Raw genomic sequence first — 24224 nt, 5'->3', positions numbered from 1 at the left:
CCCCTAAAGAATTCAGAAGATGGTGAATGTTTACTATGAAAATTGTTTTTGCTGGCACACCAGAATTTACCCTGCCTTGCCTCAATGCGCTTATTGATTCTGCTCATCATTTAGCTGCGGTGTATACCCAGCCTGACAGGCCTGCAGGGCGTGGGCGTAAATTGCAGCCCTCGGCTGTTAAGAGTTGGGCTTTGACTCATCAAATTCCTGTTTATCAACCAGAGAATTTTAAAAGCGATGAAGCTGTTGCTGAGCTTGCTGCACTTAAGCCAGATATTATGGTTGTCATTGCTTATGGTTTGATTTTACCTAAAAAAGTACTGTCTTTACCCCGTTTGGGTTGTATTAATGTGCATGCTTCTTTATTACCGCGCTGGCGTGGTGCTTCCCCGATTCAACAGGCTGTTTTACATGGTGATAAAGAAACTGGGGTTACAATCATGCAGATGGATGCGGGGATGGATACTGGCGACATGTTGGTGAAGCGAAGTTGTCCAGTGTATCCCGAAGATACTGCAGCTAGCCTCCATGATCGCTTGGCTCAGTTAGCCGCAGGGCCTTTATTAGAAACCCTAGAGCTTCTAGCGAAGGACCAGGCAAAGCCTGAGAAGCAAGACAACGCTCTTGTCAGCTATGCGCCTAAAATAAAAAAAGAAGATGCAGCGATTAACTGGCATCGGTCTGCTGTAGAAATTGCTCAGCAAGTTGCTGCTTTTAATCCCTGGCCTATTGCTTATACTCAGGCCGGAGACGATTTATTACGTATCTATAAGGTGCAAATTGTTGAACCTACCTTTACCGCTGAACCAGGAACTATAATGGCTCTGGATAAGAAAGGTATGTTGGTTGCAACCGCAGATCGAGCGTTACTAGTCGAGCAAATTCAATTTCCAGGTTCTAAGGCAATGACTGTTGCCGACTGGTTAAATGCAGGGCGCTCACAACTGCAGGTCAATATGGTTTTACGATGAATAAAAATGAGCGCTTACAGGCACTGCGTATTCTGAACAAGCTATTTAATGACAAAATTCCCCTCTCTCATTTGATGCAAGCTTCTAAAGAGCTATCCCCTCTTAGTAAAGAGATTTGTTTTGGTGTTTGCCGCCATTATTACCGTTTGCAAGCCATCGCTGATTGCTTAGTGACCAAACGACCTAAGGATTCTGAGGTTTGGCTCGCGATAATTATGGGGCTTTACCAGTTGTATTACATGCAAAAGCCAGACTATGCCGTGGTTAAGGAAACTGTTGCCGTTCTTGAGCCCTTAAAAAAATCTTGGGCTAAAGGTCTGGTCAATGCTGTCTTACGCTCATTTTGCCGTGAGCAGTCTGCACTGCTGGCCCGTTTAGAGAAGAATGATGACTTTAGCTATGGTCATCCTGACTGGTTTATACGACGGCTGCGAAATGATTGGCCTGAAGATTGGCGGGCTATTCTGCAGGCTAATGATGCTCATCCACCGATGAGTCTGCGTGTTAATCAGAGCAAGGAGCAAAGAGAGCATTATTTGCAGCGGCTGCAAAAGGCTGGTTTACCAGCCAGCCCTCATCGCTATTCTATCGATGGGCTAAGATTGGAGCAGGCTTGTGATGTGCATGAGTTACCGGGCTTTAAAGATGGTGAGGTCTCTGTGCAGGATGAGTCTGCGCAAATTGCAGTTTCTCTTATGGCTTTGCAACCCAAGCTTCGTGTGCTGGATGCTTGCTGCGCCCCTGGCGGAAAAACCTGCCATATTTTGGAAGCTGAACCAGAACTCGCTGCCTGCTTTGCTCTTGATGTTGATGAAAAGCGCCTAGCCAGGGTTGCCGAAAATTTATCTCGCCTTGGTTTAAACGCCAATTTAGTTCAAGGTGATGGGCTTAAACCCGAATCCTGGTGGGATGGTCAACTTTTCGATCGTATCTTACTTGATGCCCCTTGTTCAGCGACAGGCGTTATTAGGCGTCATCCTGATATACGTATACTTCGCAGTGAAGCAGAAATTTCTAAGGTTGCTGATTTGCAATTTGCTTTATTAGAAAGTTTATGGCCTTTATTGGCGCCACAAGGTTTGCTTGTCTATGCAACCTGCTCTGTTATGAAGCAAGAAAATGAACAGCAAATTGCCCATTTTCTTGCCCAACATTCTGATGGTCAATTTATGACTGCTGATTATGATTGGGGGCGCTCTACCGGCCATGGTTGGCAGATCCTACCTGGCGAATTTGGTGGCGATGGTTTCTTTTATAGTTTGTTGAAAAAAATTTAGACTGCTTGGCGTCGTTATTGCAAGCCTCGCGTTTTGTAAACACAACTGGCAGAATTAGCAGATATAAAAAACAAGGATTAGACGAAGCTATGCAACTTAATTGGCCGCTCATTATCGTATTATTTGGTCTTTGCCTGCCTGGCGTTTTTATTGTAGTACCGCGTCTTATTAAGCTCCTATTGCCTGATAATAGTGAAGAGCTGCGTAGGCGAGTCACTCGTCTTGCGGTTGCGCAAACACTGGTGATGGTTTTTATGATGAGTCTTGCTGGCGCTGCGCTTTCCTTGCGGACAGGCCTTAGTGCTACCTTGCTGGAAGCCTTATTGCAAGGCCAGCCAATATTCGGTCTGATTCAACAAACAATGATTCCCGCTATTCTTTATACTCTGGGTGGTTTGGTCATTTTCCTGGTGCTTTATTATGGAATAGTAGAGAGCATACTTGACGATAAAACCTCGCTAGCATTAAAAAAAATCCGCGCGACCCTGGGCCCTGATGGATGCGTTCTTTATGGCGGAGTGGTTGAAGAGGTGCTCGCGCGTTGGGGATTGTTGAATGTCATCGCTTTTTTTGCGATTTTATTCGCTAAACAGAAAACTGACTTAGTGATTTGGATGTCAATTTTTTTAAGCGGGATTCTTTATGCTATAGGCCAATTGCCTGCTTATCTATCAGCGGGTTGCCAACCGACTCGCCGACTTATCTATAGCCTTCTTTTACTCACGCTATGGCAAGCGATTCTCTTTGGCTGGTTGTTTTGGCAGTATGGTTTAGTTGCCGCGATAGTGAGCCATATGCTCTTTCATATGGGTTGGGCGCTTTATGACAAACCTAGTAGCGAATTAAAGTAAAATTTCTGTAAAGCGAAGAGCTGTTAATACTAGCTTAATATGAATTCATTATGCTTAAGTATCTTGAATTTATTTTGTTGTACTAATGGCACTTTCACCACAATTTAGCAGTGACTTTGTTATACGCGCCAAAGCTGTATCTGAAGCACCTGATAACTACCATATCAAAAATGAAACCCTCGGCATGCTAATGCAAATGAAGGCTTTGGCCGCAAGTGGTGATTCAATGGCACAGTATCGCTTGGCTCAGATTTATCCTCAAAATTCTGAGCTCTATTTATCTTGGATGAATAAGGCAGCGGATCAAGGTTTTACCAACGCAATGTTAGCCCTCGCTTTTGCTCATGCGGAAAAGGGGACAGCTTCGGGTATACAGCAAGCTGCTCGACATGTAGTCAAAATTTTTTCATCGGGTGACAGTTTTATAAAATCTGAAGCGACTGGCTTAATGGATCGTAATAACCTATTAGCAACAGAAGTTGCCAAGCAGCTGAATAACAGTATAAGTGTCGGTAAATCACCCGTTAGCTTCTTTGCTCAAGATACACGAACTGTAGACAGAGAGACGCCCGACTTGCTCAATTCAGAGAGCCCAGCATTGTAGGAAAGGGTTCGCTTGTGAAACAATAACTCTTCTTTGCTTCACTTTGCTGATCTATGAAAACCGTATTTAAATTAATTCCCATCGAATGGTTACAACCAGGGCGTTATCAACCTCGAGTTAATTTTGCGCAGAAAGCGCTACAAGAACTCGCTCAATCTATTGCAACCCAAGGCCTAATCGAACCCCTGGTTGTTCGAGAATTGTCTGCTCAGAAGTATGAGATTATTGCTGGCGAAAGGCGGTGGCGAGCAGCAATGCTCGCAGGCCTAGAGGAACTTCCTTGTTTAATTGGCAACTATAGCGATGAACAGGCTGCTGCAGTCACGCTGATTGAAAATATTCAACGGCAAGATTTGAATTTGATTGAAGAGGCCAGTGGGTATAGGCGGTTGCTTGAAGAGTTCCATTTTCAGCAGGACGAGGTGGCCTTATTAGTGGGTAAGTCTCGTAGTCATATCGCTAATATCCTGCGTTTGCTTAGCCTCAGTGAACCTGTACAGGAACGATTACGAGCAGAACAGCTTTCTCTTGGTCATGCACGTATGCTGGTTGGCTTGCTTCCCGCACAACAATTGTATTTAACCGAGCAAATCATTTTAAATGATTGGTCTGTGAGACAACTTGAAAAGAAGGTGAGGGAGTTAAAGACTAACGAACCACTGAATGCTAATCCTAGAAAAGATCGAGATATAGAGCGTTTGCAGACTGTTCTTGCTGAGCAAATTGGCGCTCCTGTACAAATTATTAGCGATAATGCGGAGGGTGGCTGGTTGCAAGTAAAATTTTTCGATAATGATACCTTGGCAGGGCTTTTGGAGAAGATGGGCTTGCGCTATGATTAGACACTTATTTTCTTGATCTCAGAGTCCTGTCTAAAGATTCTATGGTGATCGCTAAAAATCAACGAAAAAATGTCCCTAATTATGAGAAGGAATGAGAATCGATGAAAAGGATGCTGTCGGGTATGTTCTGCGCGCTTTTATCAGCATCCTCGTATGCTAGTATTCAAAGTGGTGCTGATCGCATGATTAACCAAATTGATCCTACGATGAATATTGGTATTGAAGTGGTTGATCTAACAACGGGAGCAACGCTTTATCATCGCAATCAAGCGCGTACCTTTATTCCCGCAAGCAATATGAAGCTTTTTTCTGACGCAGCAGCCCTTATGGTTTTAGGACCTGATTATCGTTTCAAAAATCAGCTCAGTACAAATGCCACGCAATTACAGCAGGGGATCTTGAAAGGTTCATTGTATTTGCATCTTACTGGAGATCCTTCCTTCAACCATGATCGTCTCGCCGCACTTATTGCTGGATTGAAATCGTGGGGAATCAAGCATATTCAAGGTAATGTCTATATTGATAGCAGCCATGCTGTGGCAAATCCTTATCCCCCAGGTTGGATGGTTTCGGATTTGGTCTATAGCTATGGTGCCCCAACTGCGCCCCTAATGATCGATACTAACCGTTTAACCGTAACAGTTAATCCCGCCGGTAAGCCTGATGAACCAGCCGTTGTTGAAACGGATGACGCGAGCTCTAGTATTGTCTTAAGCAATCAGGTGAAAACCAAAGCAACTTCAGCGCATTGTGGCGTCGATTTTTCAATGGACAAAGATAACCACTTAACCGTGCGTGGTTGCGTAGGGGTTGGCCAATGGGCGGTTATGCAAAAGATGGCAATTCGTAATCCCTTAGCCTATGCCCAGGGCTTAATTAAGCGACAATTGAGTGACGCTAATATTGTCTTCGAAGGCAATGTGTTATTGGGCAAAGCACCTTCCGGCTCGTTGTTGATTGCCTCAGAATCATCAAAGCCAATTTCACAAATTATGGCTGATACGCTGAAGCCTTCTGATAATCTCTATGCAGATAGTCTATTTTTGCATGCAGCAGAAAAGCTAAATGGCGCACCTGTTAATTGGGATCTGGCGCAAGTGCAGGTGAAAAAATTCCTGCAACAACAGACTGGAATAAATTTAAGTAATGCGGTATTAACTGATGGTTCAGGTTTATCGCGCAACAATTTACTGACGCCGGAGCAGACGGTAGGTTTGTTACGCTTTCTTTATGACAGATTCCCGCTGACCTATGAATATATCGCTGCCCTACCAGTTTCTGGCCGTGATGGTACTCTGCAAAAGCGTTTTAAGAAACCAAACCAGCAAGATATGGTTCGCGCTAAAACAGGTACTATGACTGGGGTTGTTAGTTTATCAGGCTTTTTATATACGGCTAATGATCATACTTTAGCCTTTGCAATTTTTATTAATAATCGAAAAGGTACACCTGTTTCTGTTTCTGGCCATTATCGCTCATTGGTTGATGCTTTATGTACCTATTTCTTACAGCAGAAACCAGGGAATAACATCTTATCGAAGGTCTTTGCTCCCCATACCCGCATTAAATTCCAGCAGAACCCGACACAGGCTGAATTACAACGTGGCAGACAAGCTCGTTGGCGCCGTTTGGAAACTGTAGTTAAGCAAGCGCTCAAAGGACAGGCTGTGACGGTTATTTATCGAGGCAATGAGTTAGTGCTTAAAGATAACCAAGCAGACTCGTCGAAAGTTTTAACCGCCTTGCAGTCGGTTCGGAAAAAATATCCTTTTGCGGTAGCTTTGTCTTCACAGGCTATGCCAATGGCAACAGGAGATAAACCCTTGGTTTTGTGGACAGAAACAGTAGCGGCAACTGCTGGCACTGGGGCATCCAAGCGAATCTGGGTTATTCGTGAATCGGTTGCTTAGAATAAGGGGATTGCATGAGGGGAAAACGGGCTAAGAGTTAAGGATTCCCAGAGTAGTCAATTTAATGAAACCTTGATTACACTGCGTTGCATCAAGGTTTTCCTTAGATATGAGGTGGGGGGGACGTGACCTATTACGCCCCTATAGCATTTTTGCCGCAGAACGTCCTCTAGGATAATAGCAGGCTAGTTTCGTCTGTTGCTGGTATAAACTGCTCCAGTTTTTGGGAAACGCCATTCTTTGCAGAAGACGAAGACAAATCCTGCAAAATCCCATAAAACTCATTGGTCTTATCATCCCGCCCTCTAAAAAATGAATGCAAGGGCTGCCAATTCCTACTGTATTTTGATTCAGCAACCTTACCAATAGCTTGAAGTAAGGCTGCGGAGGATAGGTGATCGGGATTGTTTTCGATAAGGTCTAAAATTTGAGCGACTCCATGAGGAACAACACCAGTTTCTAGCTGTACACCATATCCAGAGCGCACCTTTGTAGACCAGAACGAAGTATCTTTACAGAATTCTTGGATTTGTCTAATTAGTGCGACATTTCTATTTTCTAGTTCTTGGTCAAGTCGTATATTCCTTTGTGCAGCTAATTCACTGTTATAGGGATAAACATGGCCACCGCGATATAGGTGCAAGTACTGAATGTTCTCCGCTTTTTCTGGAGCTACACTTACAGGGGGTACAGGCTTTCCAAGTGTAGGAATTACCTGCTCAATAAATGCTTTTGCGTCAAAACTTAAGGCAAAATATATACAATTTTGCCCTACCTTTCTTGTTGAAACAGAGTTATCAGTAACTTTGACATTTAATCCAGGATAAGCGGCTTCATAAATTGCTGCCAATCTTTTGAAATCATCAATATTATTTAACTGCAAATAAGTAACCACTAAACGATTATCTTTGACCTGATAATGGGCATTATCAGCAATTTTAAAAGACATATTTTGGGTAAGTTCTGGATTAAGTGAGCAAGCATGTCTAAAAATAGTCTCTTCAAATATTTCACTTTTTGATACTTGCTGCTTATTTAGTTCTGGGTTAGCACTTACAAAGGCGTTAGTTATAGTATCAGTGATTATAGTCATTGAATTTACCTTTTTTGGAAAGTTATCTAGCTAATGTTAATAGATTATTATTAAGAGATTATGAAATCAGGAATTTATAAGGGTCCTAAGGCGACTCCTTTTAGGAGGTTCCTAGTAAAATCCTCAGGTGAAGTAATCTAGGGTTCGAAACTCTGAACCCTAGACTGTTGTGCTATCAATGGTTAAGCAACCGCTTTACGGCTTTGGTCCTCATCCTTATCTGCAAGCTCATCTTCCGATAGCAAGCCATTAGTCAAAATTTCTCGGATAGTTGCTTGATTATATTGACGTTGCGGATTGTCTGGCGAGAAAAGGTCGTTGCTAAAAAAAGTTGTGTGGTAATAGCTATTATCTGGATCAGCAAAATCAAAAACAATTTTTTGCTGTCCATAGGCAACTTGAAATTGGGCGGCTATGTAAGCTTCAAGAATTGCTCTTTGCTCTGAATTTAAATCATGGCGATCGTAGCGGCCAGATGCTAAGTAGACTTGCAAATACCCTTTTCTCTGGCAGATATAACCCGCATATAGAATGCCGCCATCATAATCCCCTTCAGGAACTGCCAGAGTTGGGTGACCATAGCGATCTTTCCAATTTAGGTGGTCTAGGCTTGATTTTCCGAAACTATCGACCAATCCCTGATAGCCATATTCCTGTTGATAGGCATTTTTAACCCCTGTAGCTAGAATCAGATCTGAGCGTAAGGCCCAAATGCGTTTTTCAAGTATCTGCAAGGGGCGGCTGACCTGCTCGATATTTTCAAAACCAGGATTAAGGCAAGCGCCTTCGTTTTCATAACTATATTTGGGTTGGAGGGCTGGAATATTAGCTTGCAGATATTGACGGGCTTGCGCAAAACCCAGAGTTGTTTCAGAGAGCTCTATCGCCTCTGTTAGAGAAGCTTTGGTGTAAGCGCGGGATTTCTTTGTTAGCGGAAAGGGCTGATCTCTAAAAAATAGGGCAGAATCTTCATCATCCTCTTTGCCGGGGTAGGTATCGTAAAATACAACTGTTTGCTCGCCATAGGCCTTTGAGAACTGCAAGCTTAGATAGGTTTCTATGATAGTCCTTTGTTCCTCGCTGAGAGGTTGGATACCTTCCTCTGTTCTATCTACGCGATTAAAGCGACCAGAGGAGAGGAAAACCTCTAAATACTCAGCCCGCTGACAGACGAATCCTGCATAGAACACACGACCATCATAGTGTTCGCCAGGGGTGACCAGTGAGGGATGGCCATAGCGATCCTCCCAGTTCACATAGTTATGGGAAGACTCCGGTAAAATATTTTTTAGGCCGCGATAATTATGTTCTTGATAAGCATTTTTGACCCCAGTCGCAATAACAAAGTCTGAGCGTAGCGCAAAAAGTCGTTTTTCGTTTAGAGCTAAGCCCGTTTTGACTTGATCCAGTGCTTCAAAAGCTGGATTAATACCCTGCTCGCCTGGATAACTATATTTTGCCGAAACGGGTTGGATGTTATCTTGGATATAGGCCTTCAAAATAAAGGGAATTCTAATCAACAAAGTTTGTAGATGTTGGTATGAGCTAGCCATTGTAACCTCACTATTAATGTAAATCTAAGCTGTTATGGCGTTTGTGAAGTTAGCCTGGACACTGGTATTGGGTAGGATTCAGATGTTCAACGCCGATTTACATATGCATCCGCCCAACCTGGACAAAACAGTGTCCAGGCTGCGCATCATCATGTGTAAATCGAATCGTTTCATTGAGAATGGGTTCATTAAGATATAAATTATGAACAGTATGATTTTAAATTGGGTTCAATGTCAAGTGATAATACGTTATTTTAAGCCAAACTGATAATTAAAACCCCTAAGAAAATTAATAAGCCCCCGATTATCACTGAGGAGTTAACGTGAATCTCACTAAATAAAAACCAAGTGAAAAAGATAATAAATAAGGGGTAAGTCAACTCAATGATACCGGCTACCGTTGCATTCTTGAGATGGATTGAGGCGACTATAAAGAAGCCGGCAATTAAGACTACTAGCGCCTCAACAATGGTCAGCCAAAGGATATAGTGATCGGAGGCTAATATTGCGAGATCTTTTTTCAGTGTGGTGAAATAAGAAATGGCAGTAAATAGAATTGCACCTATCCATACTTCAATGGTTATTAAGCTAATGGGGGAAATGCGATCGAGTATTTTTTCAGCCAAGGTATAATTCAATCCCCACAAGATAGAGGCTAAGACCGCGTAGACGAACCACATAATTGTGCTCCAAACTTCTTATCCCTACAACTAAAGGTAGGCTAGCTTTGTGAAGGAAGCAAGGATCCGGCTTGGAAAGGGGTAATGAGTAATAGGTCTCGCCCCTCTGCCCCTGCATTCCGTCATCCAGAGCGCAGCGAAGAATCTCTGGGATTAGCATGGTGCCACATTCAGGAGATCCTTCGCTGCGCTCTGGATGACGTTGTGTTAGGGGGACAGGGCTGACCTTAGGTTAATTTACGACAAAATTAAAATAAGTCTTAGGAAAAGGCTCATTTCTGAGCGTGAAATGCCACCATTCTTGTTCATAAGGCATAAAGCCATTGGTAAGCATTAGATGCCGCAGTAGCAAGCGATTGTTCTTTTGTGCCTTTGTGAGGGCCTGGTAATCAGTATTGGCGCTTCTATCCATGCAGTCAAAACGAGTGCCAGTATCAATCGAATTATCATCCTGATAGCTTGGGGTTTTACCATAACAACGGTTAGTTGCTGGCTTAGATAAATGGGTTTTGCTGCCAATCTTTACCAGACTAAGATCAATGGTACTCCCGCGAGTATGCCCAGAGGATTGAGCAATATAGCCTTTGGCAAATAAATATTTTTTATCTTCACGTGGATAAAAACTCGCTTTCATCAGGCTGTCCTTGGGATTAAGGCTCCATTGATAAAAGGTATCCACCGCTCGTTGAGGCCTGTAGCAATCATAGACCTTCAAGCTGTAGCCTTGTTGATTAGCTGCTTGCTGCACCCTCAGTAAATGCTCGGCAGCTTGCAGGGTTAAAATACAGCGATTTGCCTTATAACCAGTGATGGGGCGTCCAATAAAATTATTGCTGGTTGTGTAGCGCAAATCCTCAATGATAGTAGGGGCAAGATCGTGTAAATAGACAAATCCTTTGGGTAAGGCATTAGCCAACTGGCTTAGAGAACAAAGCACTAAAAAGGACATGAGACGATGCATAGCTATTCAAGAGAGGGATTTACTGAATAGCTATAGTAATTCATAAACTCTTTCTGTTCTACGGCTACGGTATTGCAATGTTATGATTGACTTAGGCTTATCCCTTTATGGGCTTGATCCTCATCGCCATCAGAGTATCCAAGACTTACGCCGTGCTCGGTTTGGTCTTTCGAAACAATTTTTCTATGCTCATTATCTGGATGTGCATCACTACCGACGTGATCAACACCTAAGAGTTGATGTAGCCTATCATTATTGCTCGAGTGCGCGTTAGCTAAGGTGCTCTCAGCCATCTCAAGCCCCTTATCAGCAGAAGCTTGGATTTGCTTATCATGACGAATATTTTGAATTACTCCAACCCCTGCGGTTAATAATAATATGGTAAGAAAAGTAACCACTGCAGCTAAAGCAGTTACACCGGCAATTCCCAAAGCAGTGGTTGCTAAGGCAAGGCCAACAGGTGGGAACAAGCATAAAGCTAAAACAGCCGCACCAGCGGCTAACCCGAGAGCTGCGCCAATACCCAATTTTAAATCTAGATTTTGAGTTATAGCATTTTTGGGTTGCATATCTTTTACTTTAGCCAGATTTGCAACCTTACCGTAGAGGCCATTATCTGCGAAATAGGCCTTATCGATTTCAAATTTACCACCAGAGACCCCTGTATTTGCAGTATGGTGAAGGGCTTGAATGGTTGTTAACTTGCGATCAAGTGCTTCAATCGGGCTGACTTCCTCTCTATGTGTTCGTTTGCGATCGAGAAATTGTCGCGTATATAAACCGCTGTCACTCATTTTAGTCCATAAGGCATTTCCTACTATCTTTTGGGCAAGCCTTTGACCGCGGTCGTTATTACTCTTGCATCCCTTGGTATTGGCATAATCAAGTTCTTCCGCTAAGGAAGCCATCAATGCTTGTAAGTTAAAATTGTTTTTGTCTTTATACCAGGTATCTTTATAGTACAGTTCCTGTGCATGGGTTAAGTAAGCGCAGGTATTATAGAAATGCTGTAATTTAGCTTTTAGCTCTGGAGAGGTCTCCTCGGAGGTCAGTGCTGGTTCAATTTGTTGCTTTAAGTCGCCTAAGACTCTTAGGATCTCATCTCTGTTATCTAGAAAATCAGATTTTCTACGATCGTCGATTCTTTTATGTATTCTGTAGATTCTACGTTCTTGTATCTTAATTTGGCCTTCATAAAGCTCAACTTGGCCTTTAAGCCGATCTAATTCATCGCGATTCCAATTTTCTTCGCCTTTGCTATATTCATTGAAATACTCAAATAAGGCTTTGCGGTAGAGGGATCTTAGCGGTATAAGGTGGCCGTTTTCTAGCTGAGCGATGGCTTTTTCGTCTTCTCTAGTTTTGCTGTTGTTCAAAAGCCTATAAAGCGCGTCAATCCTATCAAAATCTTGTAGCTCGCCTTTTACCTGCTTTAAATTCTCAAGCACATCCCTAGTCATCTGATTGATAAAACGGGCATTTTGTTCTTGAGTAATACTATTGTCAGCTAAGGGATTATGCTTGCCTCTAAACCAGTTTACCCCCCATGAGCCCATGCGTGCCTGATAATTGACCTTAGCTTCCGCTTCGCTATCCTCACCAGTTTGGATAGTGACCTTGACCTTTGTACCATCGAAGGCATCCATCACTTCTCGTACATACTGAAATTGCTCATGCTGATTTTCAGCAGCAACCTTTTGTCCTGCAGTAACGACTTGGGTATAGCATTCTGTCACAGAGAGCTGGTAGTCGGGGCTAGCCAGGTATAATTCAATTAAGGTCTTACGTGCTTCTTTCTCGTCTTCTGGAAGCCGGGCAGGCAGATGTTCTACAGGGATTTTTTCTCTTAGCTCATCGTTAGACATGCGATCGATTTGTCGCTGAGCCAAGGTTTGAATAATTTCTTCCTGGTTTATTAGCGTAACCGCTTTAATAGCCAGTTTTTTATAACTATCAGCACTCTTGAAATCTGAATAGGGCATCCGAGCGCCTGGACCAGTGAAGCTGTCATGAAGAATAGTTACCGTCCCATCAGCATGACGTGTTCCGGCTACCATGCGAGCCATGCTAGAGTTTCCTAAAACCAGATTGGCGCGGTTATGGCTAGTTGTATCATGATCACGGTTAGGAGACTCGCCTTTGCCCATCAGAGTTTGCTGACGCTTGGTATAGCGTCCACAAGGAATATACATAATGAATTGCTCTTCACCTTCTTTAGCATTGGGAGCTTGAAAGCGATGGATAAGAGTTGCACGATTTTGGCTGCGTAGCTGATGTCCTGCTTCATCTAATTCTTTTAATTTATGCCCCGTTAATTTCCCAAGAGCCTGGGTGTAGTCGCTCAATATCTCTTGTGCTGTGTCAAGTTCATCTAAGAAATCTTTATTGACGGTTTGCTTTTTGCTCTTAAATAAATTGCCAGTGGCTTTTCGAGGATCGATGTTGTCTTGAATAGTTTTCTTAAAGTTTTCAGCAAGATTATCAATGGCCTTTTTTCTAAGCTCTTTATCTTTTGGATTATCTTTATCAATTAGCGCTTTTGCTGCGGCAGCAAGATTGTCAATGTAGTTATTTGCTTCGTGGATGGCATTAGGTTGCCCAACAGACTGCACGCCCTCAGTGACTACGACAACTTGTTTTCCTTCAACTATGGGATCTTCGTAAACTTTTCGTTCTGTAGGATAGCCATAAGCAAGCTGTTGATCTTTACGGGAAACAGGTTCTAGATTATCGCCTAACAGGCGTTGGACATAAGTTTTTATGTCTAAGCTACTTCTTGGCATGTATACGTCTCGCTGTGATAGCTATTAATGTGAGTATATCGGGGTAAAATTAAGGCAATATTAATAGTGTTTGTTTATTAAACATCGCTTTTTTTTCTATGTTTATTTTTCCACTCAAGGTCAATACTACCTTTTTCATAACCCTTTAAATCTTTATCTACGGCAACCCTGTCATCAAAAACAAAACAACTGCCTTCCCAAAGTGAGTTTTCTTGGTCGACAGATTCCAAATAATTTAAGATCCCACCATTGAGCTGATAAACCTCATTAAATCCTAGTGTTTTTAAGTAGGACGTTGATTTTTCACAACGAATTCCACCAGTGCAAAACATTGCAATTTTTTTGTCTTTTTTGTCTGTTAAATGTTGTTCAACATAGGCAGGAAAATCTCTGAAATTTTCAGTTTCGGGATTGATAGCATTTTTAAAGGTACCTAGCTTAACTTCATAGTCATTGCGCGTATCAATAATGATTACTTCCGGATCACTAATCAGCGCATTCCATTCGTCTGGATTTAGATGTGTGCCAGGTAAAGTGAGGGGATCAATTCCTGATACACCCATAGTCACTATTTCATTACGCAATTTAACCTTTGCTTTGGCAAAGGGATTGAAATCATTATAAGTTTCTTTAAAAACGATCTCTTTTAATCCAGGGAAACTTCTCAAGTGTGCAATAAGGGGAGCTATCTCTTCCCGAAGGCCGCAAAAACTACCATTTACCCCTTCGCTTGCCAAAATAATTGTACCCTTTACGTTATTGTCCCTCATGGTTTGTAGCAGGGGTTCTCTCATGAATTCGTAATCATTAAGGGGGGCAAATTGATAAAAAGCGATAATTACATAGGGGGTCATTTTTTTACCTGATTTATCTAAATTTAGTTCTTACAATCGTAGAAAACGGCAGGACTGTAATGCAAAAAATAGCTATTTTACTCTTTTTTTATTCTTGAATAAATGTCTAAATTAAAATCAATTCAAAAATCAGGCTAAAGGAAAATTTTGCTAGTCAACAAAAAGTCCCATTCCAAGCGTCAGTTATGGATAAGAATCGTTTAAACGATTCTTATCCATAACTGACGTTTCCTAACCTTGACCTCTAATAATAGTCAATGGTTGTTGTTGTCACATCAATCGGATCATCATCGATAATAGTGACAGGATCATAATAAATTGGAGTTGCAACAACGGAGGTTGTAACTACTGGTGTGGCGATAACCGCGGGTCGGTAACTCACTTGCCGGTACTCAACATAACCAGTGTTTGTACAGCAACCGCAGGCTGCTAACAAGATGATCATTGGGGCTATTGCGATCCATTTCATGATTAACCTCAAGTCTTCTACCTGTTGTTAAATTGTAGAATATTTGAACATTTATTGCCAGTTTGCCTTTTCTAACAAAGTGAGCCTAAGCCAATAGATTGAAAACAAAAACTCGGCTTTAGCGAGATTGTCTGAGATGCCAAGTTTGAAAACTTTATTTTCATTTAGTCTGAAATTAAACCAATGAGAGAGTGAAATGTATTTATAAGTCTTGGCGTACTCAATAATCAATTGGTTTTAGATGATACACATGACCCCAAATACTGTTGCTGAAGTTGGAGAGCCGCTATGGCAAGATCTAAAGAAGAAACAGTCAAAGATTTAGCACCTAATTATTCAAAGCCAAAAAGACAAGCCCAAGAGGAAGAGATAGCGGTAAAGCAAACTATTCAAAAGCTCGCCCAGAAATTATCAGAACCTCAAGATGCCTGTAGTATGTTAGACAGTGTTCCAGTCGAGATGATAGATAATATAGCTAAGAAAGGACAGCTGACTTTGGTCGCGGAAGAGCTGGATGATTCTTTTTTAAGATCAATTGAAGCTCAAAATAACACCCCCCTAAGCGCTATGAAAAGGTCAAAATTGAAGAAGACAAGATTTCTGCTTTTTAACTGGAATTAAGAACTGGACTGATGATCTTGCGAGAAAAGGTAAAACTGACTTGTTGGAGGGGTAAAGATAATCTGGATGCTCTGCTTAGACTTGCAAAGCATGATGTTACCAAAAACACTCTCCCCCATATAAGAGATACTGCTAAAGATATCATGGCTGCATTACACGATAATCCGGACTTATCTAATAAATTACCTGGCTTGGAGAATAGAATGCTAGATATCCTTGTATCAATCAATCGTGTTGAATGCCGTCAGCAATTAATTCCCGCTCCAAGCAATGTCGCTGTTGCTGATCGTTTACAAAGCATAAGCAGCACTCAACAATTTAAACCGCAACTTGACGGTACAAAAGGTGCAAATGAGCCCGAGGCCCCTAAGGACGAAGAAGGACACTCTCCTCCAACCGCAGCTTTGTAATAGGTCACGTCCCTCCTTGTCTCAGCGCAACGTCATCCAGAGCGCAGTATTAGGGTGATAGGGCTGACCTATTACCAGCTTTTTGATTCTCGAGGCGATGCGAATTAGCTTGGTAGGTCACGGATGCTAAGCTGAGAGTTGAACAATTAATTTTGCTTATCCGCTGCGCCAGTAGATAATTGATTAGAATCCAGGTAATAGAGAAAGCTGAGCAGCTGCGCGACAGCCAGATAGAGCTTTGGCGGGATTTCTTCATTAAGTTTTACCTCAGAAAGCAAGGCGGTTAACTCTTCATCTTTTTGCAAAGGAACACCATGTTTCTGTGCTGTCTTTATGATCTGCTCAGCAAGTTTCCCTTCACCCTTAGCTGTGACTTTGGGCGCTGATTGTCCATCATAACTTAGGGCAATGGCTTGTTTTTTGTCTTTCTTCATATGCGTATATCCAATAAACGTAAATTGCTACCCTCAATATTTTGTTTTTCCAGGCCTAGTTGTAAATTCCATAAGCGCAGAGTTAAGCCTAAATTGGCCATAAGATTATCGAAGATAGATTGATTTGCTTCTAATAAGATTAGAGTTTCCTGCTTCTCTGCATTGATTTGTACATCAATGGCTAATTCATTGATTTTAACCCTAGCTTGAATGTCACCTAATTCAGGTAGGTTGAGTGCAAAACTGATGGACCAACTTGAGCTGGGAAAGGGGGTTCCTTGACGTTCTTCTTTAATCGATAAAGCGATCAAATCAAAACCTCTGTTTGTTCCTAAGGGAAGATCCAGCATGATGCTATAAGGTTGCCCCTCTGGCTGTAGTAAATTATTAAGTTGGCCGGTTTTAATCCTCGCTAAAACTTGCTCAGTCTGCTCCCTTAAACTTGCTAGCACAGTACTTAAGGCTTGTCCTGAGAACGATTGTGCCGAAGCTTGCGGTAAGGGCTGGGGAATTGCCCCTGGTAGCAGTAGGGATTCACGTTGTTCATTGCTAGTATGAGTGCTCGGTGTCATGGCGCCTTCCTCAATAAGGGCTGCAAGCAAGCGTAAGCATTGCCCTTTGAAGTCAGTCTGCAAGCCTGATGACTTATTTCGTCGCCAATTTAATAAGGCGGCCTCCCAAAATAGACCGCTATTTGCGATCGCTTGGGCAAGCTGCTGGGGTAACTGTGATACTGAGCTAATGCTTGCCAAAAACTGATTAATTTGTTGTTTAAGGGCAGTTGGCAGGTTAATGGCATGGCTTAGTTCGTATAATGAAGCAAGAAGTTGAGTTGCAGATGCTTGTCTGGGCAGGGTTCTTGCTAACTCTGCCGCTAGAGGCGTTAATGGCGAATTATCCTTTAAAATCTGCAAAACAATGGGGTCTTCATCGCTTTGTATAACCTTAACCTGCAGCAATTCTCCGGGTTCAATATGTTGCGAGGTTTGTGCATTGATATTTTCGCCGTTGATATTTATAAGAACTTGGCTTTCCGACAAAGACTTAACAACCACAGCTTTTAAAACCTGGCCAACATAGAGTTCGGTTTCAGGTCTGGTGAATCTTAATTCCTGGTTTGGATTGAGTCTTAGAGGAGGGGTGTTGGAAATATCTACAGGCATACTTTTATTCCTTTAAATGTGCTTGTCATCTACAAAGTCATTTCACTATACTGATGCCCATTGTATCGGCAGATATTGCAATTACTTGACCCATCGCCGAATGGGAATGGACTAAGGACAGGGTGTAATGATGTTAGATAGAGCCAGCGTAGTCGATGAGCAATTTATTAAACGGGTTAGCGAAGATGATTTCCCCGAAGCTCGAAGTTCTACTAGCCTTGAGCAGGCCGGAATAGATAAAAAACTCGCAATTGAGTTATTTGATTCACAAATTAAATCACGCCTTTTAGATCTGATTGCCCGGCAACTGAAAGAGAAAGGGCTGTCTTATTACACTATCGGTAGTAGTGGGCATGAGGGGAATGCCGTTTTTGGCCAAGTGTTTAGAACAACGGACATGGCTTTTCTGCATTATCGTAGCGGCGCATTCTATTTGCAGCGCTCCAAGCAGTTGGACGATGGAGATGGTGTGCGCGATATCTTACTATCACTTGTTGCTGCTGCCTCCGATCCAATAGCGGGCGGTCGTCATAAGGTTTTTGGCAGTGTAGCGCTGACAATTCCCCCGCAAACTTCAACAATTGCATCGCATTTGCCAAAGGCACTGGGTACGGCAATATCAATAACCCGTGCAAAAGAATTGGCAATTCATTCGAAATTACCTGCTGATACAGTGATTCTTTGCTCCTTTGGCGATGCATCAACCAACCATGCTTCAGCACAAACAACTTTGAATGCTTGCTCATGGATTGCAACGCAGCAATATCCCCTGCCCCTAATCTTTATCTGTGAAGACAATGGTCTTGGGATTTCAGTACCCACACCGAATGATTGGATTGAGACCTCTATAAAGCAACGACCAGGTATACATTATCTAAGCTGCGATGGTTTGAATATTGCGGATATCTACCTGAAAGCACAGCAGGCGGAATATATAGCGAGGGTCCGCAAACAGCCCGTCTTTCTGCATATGAAATGTGTCCGCATACTTGGACATGCCGGCTCTGATATTGAGTCGCAGTATAATTCACAGCTAGAAATTGATGGGCGCGAAGCAAACGATCCCCTATTGCATACCGCTCGTATTCTGTTAGCGGAAGGCCTAATGAGCCGCCAGGCTATTTTGCAACTCTACCAAGACAATAGGACACTTATTGAAGCGAAGGCAATGGAAGCCATTCGTCTACCGAGAATGACTAGTGCAGAGGAGGTTATGGCTTCTTTGCTACCTAAAGGGCCTAATAAACAGCCTTATCCTCTGCCTGAGAAGGCAATACGCGAGAAGATTTTTGGCTCAGCCTATAATCAGTTAGCGATGAAACGTAATCTTTGTCAGCAGATTAATTTCGCTTTAACTGATCTGATGATGCAATACCCCAATATGCTGATTTTCGGAGAAGATGTCAGTAAAAAAGGCGGCGTTTATCGTGTCACTGCAGATTTACAAGCGCGATTTGGTCAACGTCGAGTATTTGATTCTCTCTTAGATGAAACAACTATTTTAGGTACGGCAATTGGTCTGTCTCATAATGGTTTTCTACCCGTTCCAGAGATTCAGTTTCTGGCTTATTTACACAATGCTGAAGATCAATTGCGGGGCGAAGCGTCTACCTTATCCTTTTTCTCTAATGGGCAATATCAGAACCCAATGGTGATTCGTATTGCGTCGTTAGCATACCAGAAAGGTTTTGGCGGGCATTTTCATAATGATAATTCGATTGCTGTTTTACGCGATTTACCGGGCGTTATCGTAGCTTGTCCGTCTAACGGCCCTGACGCCGCAAAAATGTTACGAACTTGCATGCGCCTAGCCCATCAGGAAGGTCGTATTGTTGTTTTCTTAGAGCCTATTGCTTTGTATATGACAAAAGATCTACATGAACCTGGCGATAATGGTTGGCTTTTTGATTATCCGGCCGTAGATCAAAACATCGCTGCTGGTGAGGTAGGTGTTTTTGGTGAGGGCGATACAGTGATTCTCACCTATGCCAATGGCTATTATTTATCGCGACAAGCAGCGAAGATTCTCAAAGAACAACATGATATTGCTGTGAAAATTGTCGATTTGCGTTGGCTAAGCCCGCTTCCTGAGGAGGCAATTTTGGCTGAGGTCGCCAAAGCTAAACGAGTACTCATTGTTGATGAAGGCAGACGCAGTGGTTCGCTCAGCGAGGCTCTGATGACTATGTTGATAGAAAAGGCAGCAAACCGCTTGAAAGTAAAACGCATTACAGGTGAAGATTGTTTCATACCATTAGGCACAGCCTGGCAATATTTATTACCTAGTCGTGATTCTATTGTCGAAGCTGTTAGAGCTTTATATTCAGTAAAAAGGGAGAAAGAACGTGGACGACTTGCTGTTTCTTGACGAGCAATTACAAGATGATGAACGTATGATTCGCGATAGCGTCGCACGTTTTGTTAAACATGATGTGATCCCCTTAATGGCCGAATCCTTCGAGCATGGCCAATTCCCTAAACAGCTTATCAAAAAATCGGCTGAGCTTGGCTTATTAGGCCTCACTCTGCCTGCTCAGTATGGTGGAGCAGAAGCTTCGTATGTGGCTTACGGCCTGGTTTGTCAGGAGCTGGAGCGAGGGGACAGCGGTTTGCGTAGTTTTGTTTCCGTACAAAGCTCTCTGTGTATGTATCCCATTTTTCGTTTTGGTAATGAAGAACAAAAAATGCGGTTTTTACCCGCTATGGCAGCCGGAGAAATTATCGGCTGCTTCGGCCTAACAGAACCTGATTCAGGCTCTGATCCCGCCTCTATGCGTACGACAGCTAAAAAGGTAGCTGGTGGCTGGCGGTTAAATGGCGCAAAAATGTGGATTACCAATGCCCCCATAGCTGATATTGCTATTGTATGGGCAAAAACGGATGAAGGAATTCGTGGATTTATTGTTGAGAAAGATTTTAAGGGTTTTTCTGCCCCAGAAATCAAACAAAAGATGTCTTTGCGCGCCTCTATCACTGGTGAATTAGTACTTGAAGATGTATTCGTCCCCGACGAAAACTTTTTAGCCGGTAGCGAGAAAGGACTAGGCGCTGCGCTAAGTTGCCTCAGTCAGGCACGCTATGGTATTGCTTGGGGAGCTATGGGAGCAGCAATGGCCTGTTTTGATATCACTCGCGATTACCTACTAGAGCGCAAGCAATTCGACAAACCCCTTGCTTCTTTCCAGCTTATACAGAAAGATTTAGCAGAAATGTACACAGAGATTATCAAAGCCCAATGTATGAATTTACAAATCGGCCAATTAAAAGATCAAAAACGCGAGACCCCGGTAATGATCTCACTAGCGAAGGGCAACGCCTGTCGCGAAGCACTAAAAATAGCCAGAGCCTGCCGAAATCTCTTAGGCGGTAACGGCATCAGTCTAGAATACAGCGTGATCCGCCATATGCTGAATTTAGAGTCCGTTTTCACCTACGAAGGCACAGACAATGTACACACCCTAGTACTAGGCCGCCACATAACCGGCATCAATGCCTTCGCTTAATGACAGCAGCGGTAACTAAAAGCCAAGTGAGCCCAATATCACCAAAACTAATAGCTTGCCGCACAAAACTCTCAAAATTAAAAACGATTTCAACGACAACCTTGTCTTTTAAAAACAGACAAGTTATTATGCCCAACCAGTTCGGGGCGTAGCGCAGCCTGGTAGCGTACTAGCATGGGGTGCTAGTGGTCGAAGGTTCAAATCCTTCCGTCCCGACCATAAAATCCCCTTTTAAATCAGTAAGTTGCATCATTCAGTTAAAACTCATTTCAAATCAAAAATTCTGCTAGGTGTACTTCTGGGTGTACTTTGGTATTTTCAAAAATCAGAATTAGATGACTATACGATCAAACAAAAGAAAAATAATAATTCAAGAAAAAGAGTACGAATCACTTGAGAGTGCAGCTAAGGCATTTGGTAAATCACGAAATACAGTTGATTATCGTCTTTCAAAAGGTTGGACTCCAGAGCAAGCCGTAGGGCTTGTACCGCCTCCTGCTTTTGCATCCAAAACTGCGGGTATTTCTGTTCAAGTAGAGGGTCGTGAGTTTAAAACTCTAAAAGAAGCTGCAAAATACTATAATCGAGCCTATACGCACGTCATCGAAATGTTAAAGAAAGGACGTTCGATTGAGCAATCTCTTGGTTTAATTAAAAGAGCCGACACATTACAGTCAGAAAATCCAGAATTATCACAACAATGGCATCCACATAAAAATATGCCTTTAACGCCCAAAGATGTTTCATCTGGTTCAGGAATAAAAGTATGGTGGTTATGTTCAAATAACCATGAGTGGGAAGCAGTTATTAATAGCCGAAATCGTGGGCATGGTTGTCCTTATTGTGCTGGTCAAAAGCCAACAAGCGATAGAAACTTTGCTATTGAATATCCTGAATTATTGAAAGAATTAGATTCGATAAAAAACAAAAATCTTGATCCTGAAAACCTTACCCCAAGAGCGAATCAAAAAGTATGGTGGAAATGCCAAAAGGGGCACTCTTGGCAAGCTACAATTACAAATCGAACAAGAAAACAATACAATAAATCCTGTCCATATTGTACGAATCGTAAGCTATGCGATGAGAATAGTCTTGCTCGACTTCGCCCTGACATTGCTCAAGATTGGCATCCTACTAAGAACGAGACCTTAACTCCTAATGATGTTATTGCGGGTGGTGGAACAAAAATTTGGTGGATTTGCAAGCATGGCCACGACTGGCAGGCAACAGTTGGAACTAGAGTTAACAATGGTACTGGTTGCCCGAGGTGTGCGCTTCAAACATCAAGAATTGAAATTGCTGTTTACACTGAAATAAAAGCATTGTTTCCTAATGTTTTGTGGCGTGAAAAAATTGGAAAATACGAATGTGATATATTCCTTCCTGATAAAAAAATTGGAGTAGAAATTGATGGCGTGTATTGGCATAAACCCAAAGCACATGTTGATGCTATAAAGCAAAAATTGTTTGAAGAAAAAGGTATTCTGTTATTTCGTTTAAGGGAGGAGGGATTGCCGTTATTGAGCGTCCGAGACATCTCTTTTAAATCGTCAAATAATATATTTCCAGTAATTTCTAATCTTATCAATCAAATCATTAAATTTGCTGATTTATCCAATGTTGAGCGTGGAAATCTACAGCATTATATTGATAGCGGTTCACTTCTTAATAAAAAACTATATCGGAAAATTATTTCTCATCTTCCAGCTCCGCCATACGAGCTTTCATTTGCTGCTAAAAAACCAGAGCTTGCTAGAGAGTGGGCTTATGATTTAAATGCCCCGTTATCTCCTGAACATTTTAGGCCTGCAGCAAATAAAAATGTTTGGTGGAGATGTGAGCAAGGTCATACTTGGGAGACTTCACTAAATAATCGCTCATGCCAAAACACTGGTTGTCCTCATTGTCCTCGTATTCTTCCCAACAGGGCAACCAATGAGTGGAATTTTGCAAAAATAAACCCCCAGCTAGTTAATGAATGGCATCATGAAAAAAATGTTGGAGTTCTTCCCGAAGAAATAACTCCAAACATGAATACAAAAGTTTGGTGGAAATGTACAAAGGGGCATGAATGGCAGGCAGCACCTAACAGTAGAACTAGTGGCACAGGTTGTCCATTTTGTTATGGCCGGTATGCTTCAGCGACAAATAATTTAGCGGTTTCTTATCCTGAACTATTGGTAGAATGGGATAACGAAATGAACAAAGGGCTAAATCCAACTAACTTTACTCCACATGTAGGCAAGAAAGTATGGTGGAAATGTGACAAAAAACACTCATGGCAGGCTACGATCTATAACCGAACAAAAAATAAGTCTGGATGTCCTCTTTGTGCGCGAAATAATTCTCGGAAATATTCAATAGAGTACTTCCATGAATTTGCGAGTAGACATGGAGGCGTGTGTTTATCAACTGAATATTTGCAATGTAAAACTAAGATTAGAATGGTTTGTAAAAATGGGCATGAGTGGGAGATTCGTGCGGATAATATTATATATGAACAAAAGTGGTGTAACTTTTGTCGCAAAGATCAATGACCAAAGACTTTGATTCCGTTTCATTATATATATCGATCTTGCCTTTCATTTTTAAATTAACCTACCATGGCATCATATTTGAAATTCTCTTTTGAATTATTTTGAATTATTTGGAACTATATGAAAACTGTTTGCGTTTATTTGGGCGCTCAATTTGGTAATGATAATGAATATAGTGATGCAGCAATTTTATTAGGTAAAAAAATTGCTGCAGATGGTTTTACTCTAGTTTATGGTGGTTCAAGTCTAGGGATGATGGGGCTTCTTGCCAATACTGTAAAAGAATATGGCGGAAGGGTAGTAGGGATAATTACTAATCATCTTATCGCACAAGAAAAGCCTTTAAAAATAATAGACGAATTACATATTGTTGATTCCATGCAACAACGTAAGGCCATGATGCAAAAAATATCTGATATGTTTGTTGTGATGCCTGGTGGCCTTGGAACGCTAGAAGAAGCAATTGAGACATGGAACGCTATAAAAATTGGAGAATTAATAAAACCCATAGGTTTTTTAAATATTAAGGGGTATTTTGATGGGTTATTCTCATTTGTAAATTCATGTGAGCACGCTGGTTTTTTATCCAATAAGGTAACTAATATTCCTATTTCAAGAGCTAATGTTCAATTATTATGGAATGAAATGCTTGATAACTATAAAGTAGCTAACGCTACTTTTGTTAGCGAGTTGTAACATGATTAGTCC

The 24224-nt window shown here is 42.0% G+C and carries 21 protein-coding genes and 1 tRNA gene; 13 read left to right on the top strand and 9 right to left on the bottom strand.

The window, feature by feature from the left end:
- The first annotated feature begins 26 nt into the window (after positions 1-26).
- The 6 genes from fmt to dacB all read left to right on the top strand — a co-directional run bounded on the left by fmt (position 27) and on the right by dacB (position 6455).
- Positions 27-971 (top strand): methionyl-tRNA formyltransferase, encoded by a 945-nt coding sequence (fmt, locus tag BN1094_RS00410; protein ID WP_043872466.1) that lies wholly within the window; start codon positions 27-29, stop codon positions 969-971.
- Positions 968-2248 (top strand): 16S rRNA (cytosine(967)-C(5))-methyltransferase RsmB, encoded by a 1281-nt coding sequence (rsmB, locus tag BN1094_RS00405; protein ID WP_043872465.1) that lies wholly within the window; start codon positions 968-970, stop codon positions 2246-2248. The genes fmt and rsmB overlap by 4 nt, the downstream gene beginning before the upstream one ends.
- A gap of 89 nt (positions 2249-2337) precedes the next feature.
- Positions 2338-3099 carry a CPBP family glutamic-type intramembrane protease gene (locus BN1094_RS00400; RefSeq protein ID WP_043873616.1) on the top strand — a complete coding sequence of 254 codons (762 nt, stop codon included), beginning with the start codon at positions 2338-2340 and terminating at the stop codon, positions 3097-3099.
- An 85-nt stretch (positions 3100-3184) separates the two neighbouring features.
- Positions 3185-3703 carry an SEL1-like repeat protein gene (locus tag BN1094_RS00395; RefSeq protein ID WP_043872464.1) on the top strand — a complete coding sequence of 173 codons (519 nt, stop codon included), beginning with the start codon at positions 3185-3187 and terminating at the stop codon, positions 3701-3703.
- A gap of 53 nt (positions 3704-3756) precedes the next feature.
- Positions 3757-4545, top strand: coding sequence for a ParB/RepB/Spo0J family partition protein (locus BN1094_RS00390; RefSeq protein ID WP_043872463.1), 789 nt, complete (start codon positions 3757-3759; stop codon positions 4543-4545).
- 101 nt (positions 4546-4646) lie between these two features.
- A complete protein-coding gene (dacB, locus tag BN1094_RS00385) occupies positions 4647-6455 on the top strand; it encodes a D-alanyl-D-alanine carboxypeptidase/D-alanyl-D-alanine endopeptidase (protein WP_043872462.1) in 1809 nt (602 codons plus the stop codon).
- A gap of 169 nt (positions 6456-6624) precedes the next feature.
- On the opposite strand, the gene BN1094_RS00380 is transcribed toward dacB, so the two are convergent.
- From BN1094_RS00380 to BN1094_RS00350, 7 genes are all read right to left on the bottom strand, one after another.
- The gene (locus BN1094_RS00380; RefSeq protein WP_043872461.1) at positions 6625-7548 is read right to left on the bottom strand and encodes a hypothetical protein; all 924 of its coding nucleotides are present in this window, start codon (positions 7546-7548) and stop codon (positions 6625-6627) included.
- 182 nt (positions 7549-7730) lie between these two features.
- Positions 7731-9101: a hypothetical protein gene (locus BN1094_RS00375; protein ID WP_043872460.1), complete on the bottom strand. Its 1371-nt coding sequence runs from the start codon at positions 9099-9101 to the stop codon at positions 7731-7733.
- 254 nt (positions 9102-9355) lie between these two features.
- Positions 9356-9781 (bottom strand): DMT family transporter, encoded by a 426-nt coding sequence (locus tag BN1094_RS00370; RefSeq protein ID WP_043872459.1) that lies wholly within the window; start codon positions 9779-9781, stop codon positions 9356-9358.
- A 232-nt stretch (positions 9782-10013) separates the two neighbouring features.
- On the bottom strand, positions 10014-10742 hold the full coding sequence (locus BN1094_RS00365; RefSeq protein WP_043872458.1) for a M15 family metallopeptidase: 729 nt from the start codon (positions 10740-10742) through the stop codon (positions 10014-10016).
- Between the two features lie 80 nt (positions 10743-10822).
- Entirely contained in the window at positions 10823-13525 is a 2703-nt protein-coding gene (locus tag BN1094_RS00360; protein WP_052403057.1) for a hypothetical protein, read from the bottom strand.
- Positions 13526-13602: 77 nt separating this feature from the next.
- The gene (gene trhO, locus BN1094_RS00355; protein ID WP_043872457.1) at positions 13603-14379 is read right to left on the bottom strand and encodes an oxygen-dependent tRNA uridine(34) hydroxylase TrhO; all 777 of its coding nucleotides are present in this window, start codon (positions 14377-14379) and stop codon (positions 13603-13605) included.
- Positions 14380-14623: 244 nt separating this feature from the next.
- A complete protein-coding gene (locus BN1094_RS00350; RefSeq protein ID WP_043872456.1) occupies positions 14624-14848 on the bottom strand; it encodes a hypothetical protein in 225 nt (74 codons plus the stop codon).
- A gap of 288 nt (positions 14849-15136) precedes the next feature.
- Here BN1094_RS00350 and BN1094_RS00345 point away from each other — a divergent pair, with 288 nt between their 5' ends.
- Both BN1094_RS00345 and BN1094_RS00340 read left to right on the top strand, forming a co-directional pair.
- Positions 15137-15469: a hypothetical protein gene (locus tag BN1094_RS00345; RefSeq protein WP_043872455.1), complete on the top strand. Its 333-nt coding sequence runs from the start codon at positions 15137-15139 to the stop codon at positions 15467-15469.
- 11 nt (positions 15470-15480) lie between these two features.
- Positions 15481-15879 carry a hypothetical protein gene (locus tag BN1094_RS00340; protein ID WP_043872454.1) on the top strand — a complete coding sequence of 133 codons (399 nt, stop codon included), beginning with the start codon at positions 15481-15483 and terminating at the stop codon, positions 15877-15879.
- 146 nt (positions 15880-16025) lie between these two features.
- Here BN1094_RS00340 and BN1094_RS00335 read toward each other — a convergent pair whose 3' ends face one another.
- On the bottom strand, positions 16026-16313 hold the full coding sequence (locus BN1094_RS00335; protein WP_043872453.1) for an EscU/YscU/HrcU family type III secretion system export apparatus switch protein: 288 nt from the start codon (positions 16311-16313) through the stop codon (positions 16026-16028).
- Positions 16310-17476: a flagellar hook-length control protein FliK gene (gene fliK, locus BN1094_RS00330; RefSeq protein ID WP_043872452.1), complete on the bottom strand. Its 1167-nt coding sequence runs from the start codon at positions 17474-17476 to the stop codon at positions 16310-16312. The genes BN1094_RS00335 and fliK overlap by 4 nt, the downstream gene beginning before the upstream one ends.
- Before the next feature lie 130 nt (positions 17477-17606).
- Here fliK and BN1094_RS00325 point away from each other — a divergent pair, with 130 nt between their 5' ends.
- The 5 genes from BN1094_RS00325 to BN1094_RS00305 all read left to right on the top strand — a co-directional run bounded on the left by BN1094_RS00325 (position 17607) and on the right by BN1094_RS00305 (position 24212).
- Positions 17607-19844 carry a thiamine pyrophosphate-dependent enzyme gene (locus BN1094_RS00325; RefSeq protein WP_043873614.1) on the top strand — a complete coding sequence of 746 codons (2238 nt, stop codon included), beginning with the start codon at positions 17607-17609 and terminating at the stop codon, positions 19842-19844.
- Entirely contained in the window at positions 19822-20979 is a 1158-nt protein-coding gene (locus BN1094_RS00320; protein ID WP_043872451.1) for an acyl-CoA dehydrogenase family protein, read from the top strand. Before BN1094_RS00325 ends, BN1094_RS00320 begins: the two co-directional genes overlap by 23 nt.
- A 142-nt stretch (positions 20980-21121) precedes the next feature.
- Positions 21122-21198, top strand: a tRNA-Pro gene (locus tag BN1094_RS00315).
- Between the two features lie 116 nt (positions 21199-21314).
- The gene (locus BN1094_RS00310) at positions 21315-23516 is read left to right on the top strand and encodes a zinc-ribbon domain-containing protein (protein ID WP_043872450.1); all 2202 of its coding nucleotides are present in this window, start codon (positions 21315-21317) and stop codon (positions 23514-23516) included.
- A gap of 120 nt (positions 23517-23636) precedes the next feature.
- Positions 23637-24212: an LOG family protein gene (locus BN1094_RS00305; RefSeq protein ID WP_043872449.1), complete on the top strand. Its 576-nt coding sequence runs from the start codon at positions 23637-23639 to the stop codon at positions 24210-24212.
- Positions 24213-24224 lie beyond the last annotated feature (12 nt).

This window comes from Legionella massiliensis (assembly GCF_000756815.1).
Taxonomy (GTDB): domain Bacteria; phylum Pseudomonadota; class Gammaproteobacteria; order Legionellales; family Legionellaceae; genus Tatlockia; species Tatlockia massiliensis.
The sequence above is the reverse complement of the archived record's forward strand: the minus strand, read 5'-3'. Positions and strand labels throughout refer to the sequence as shown.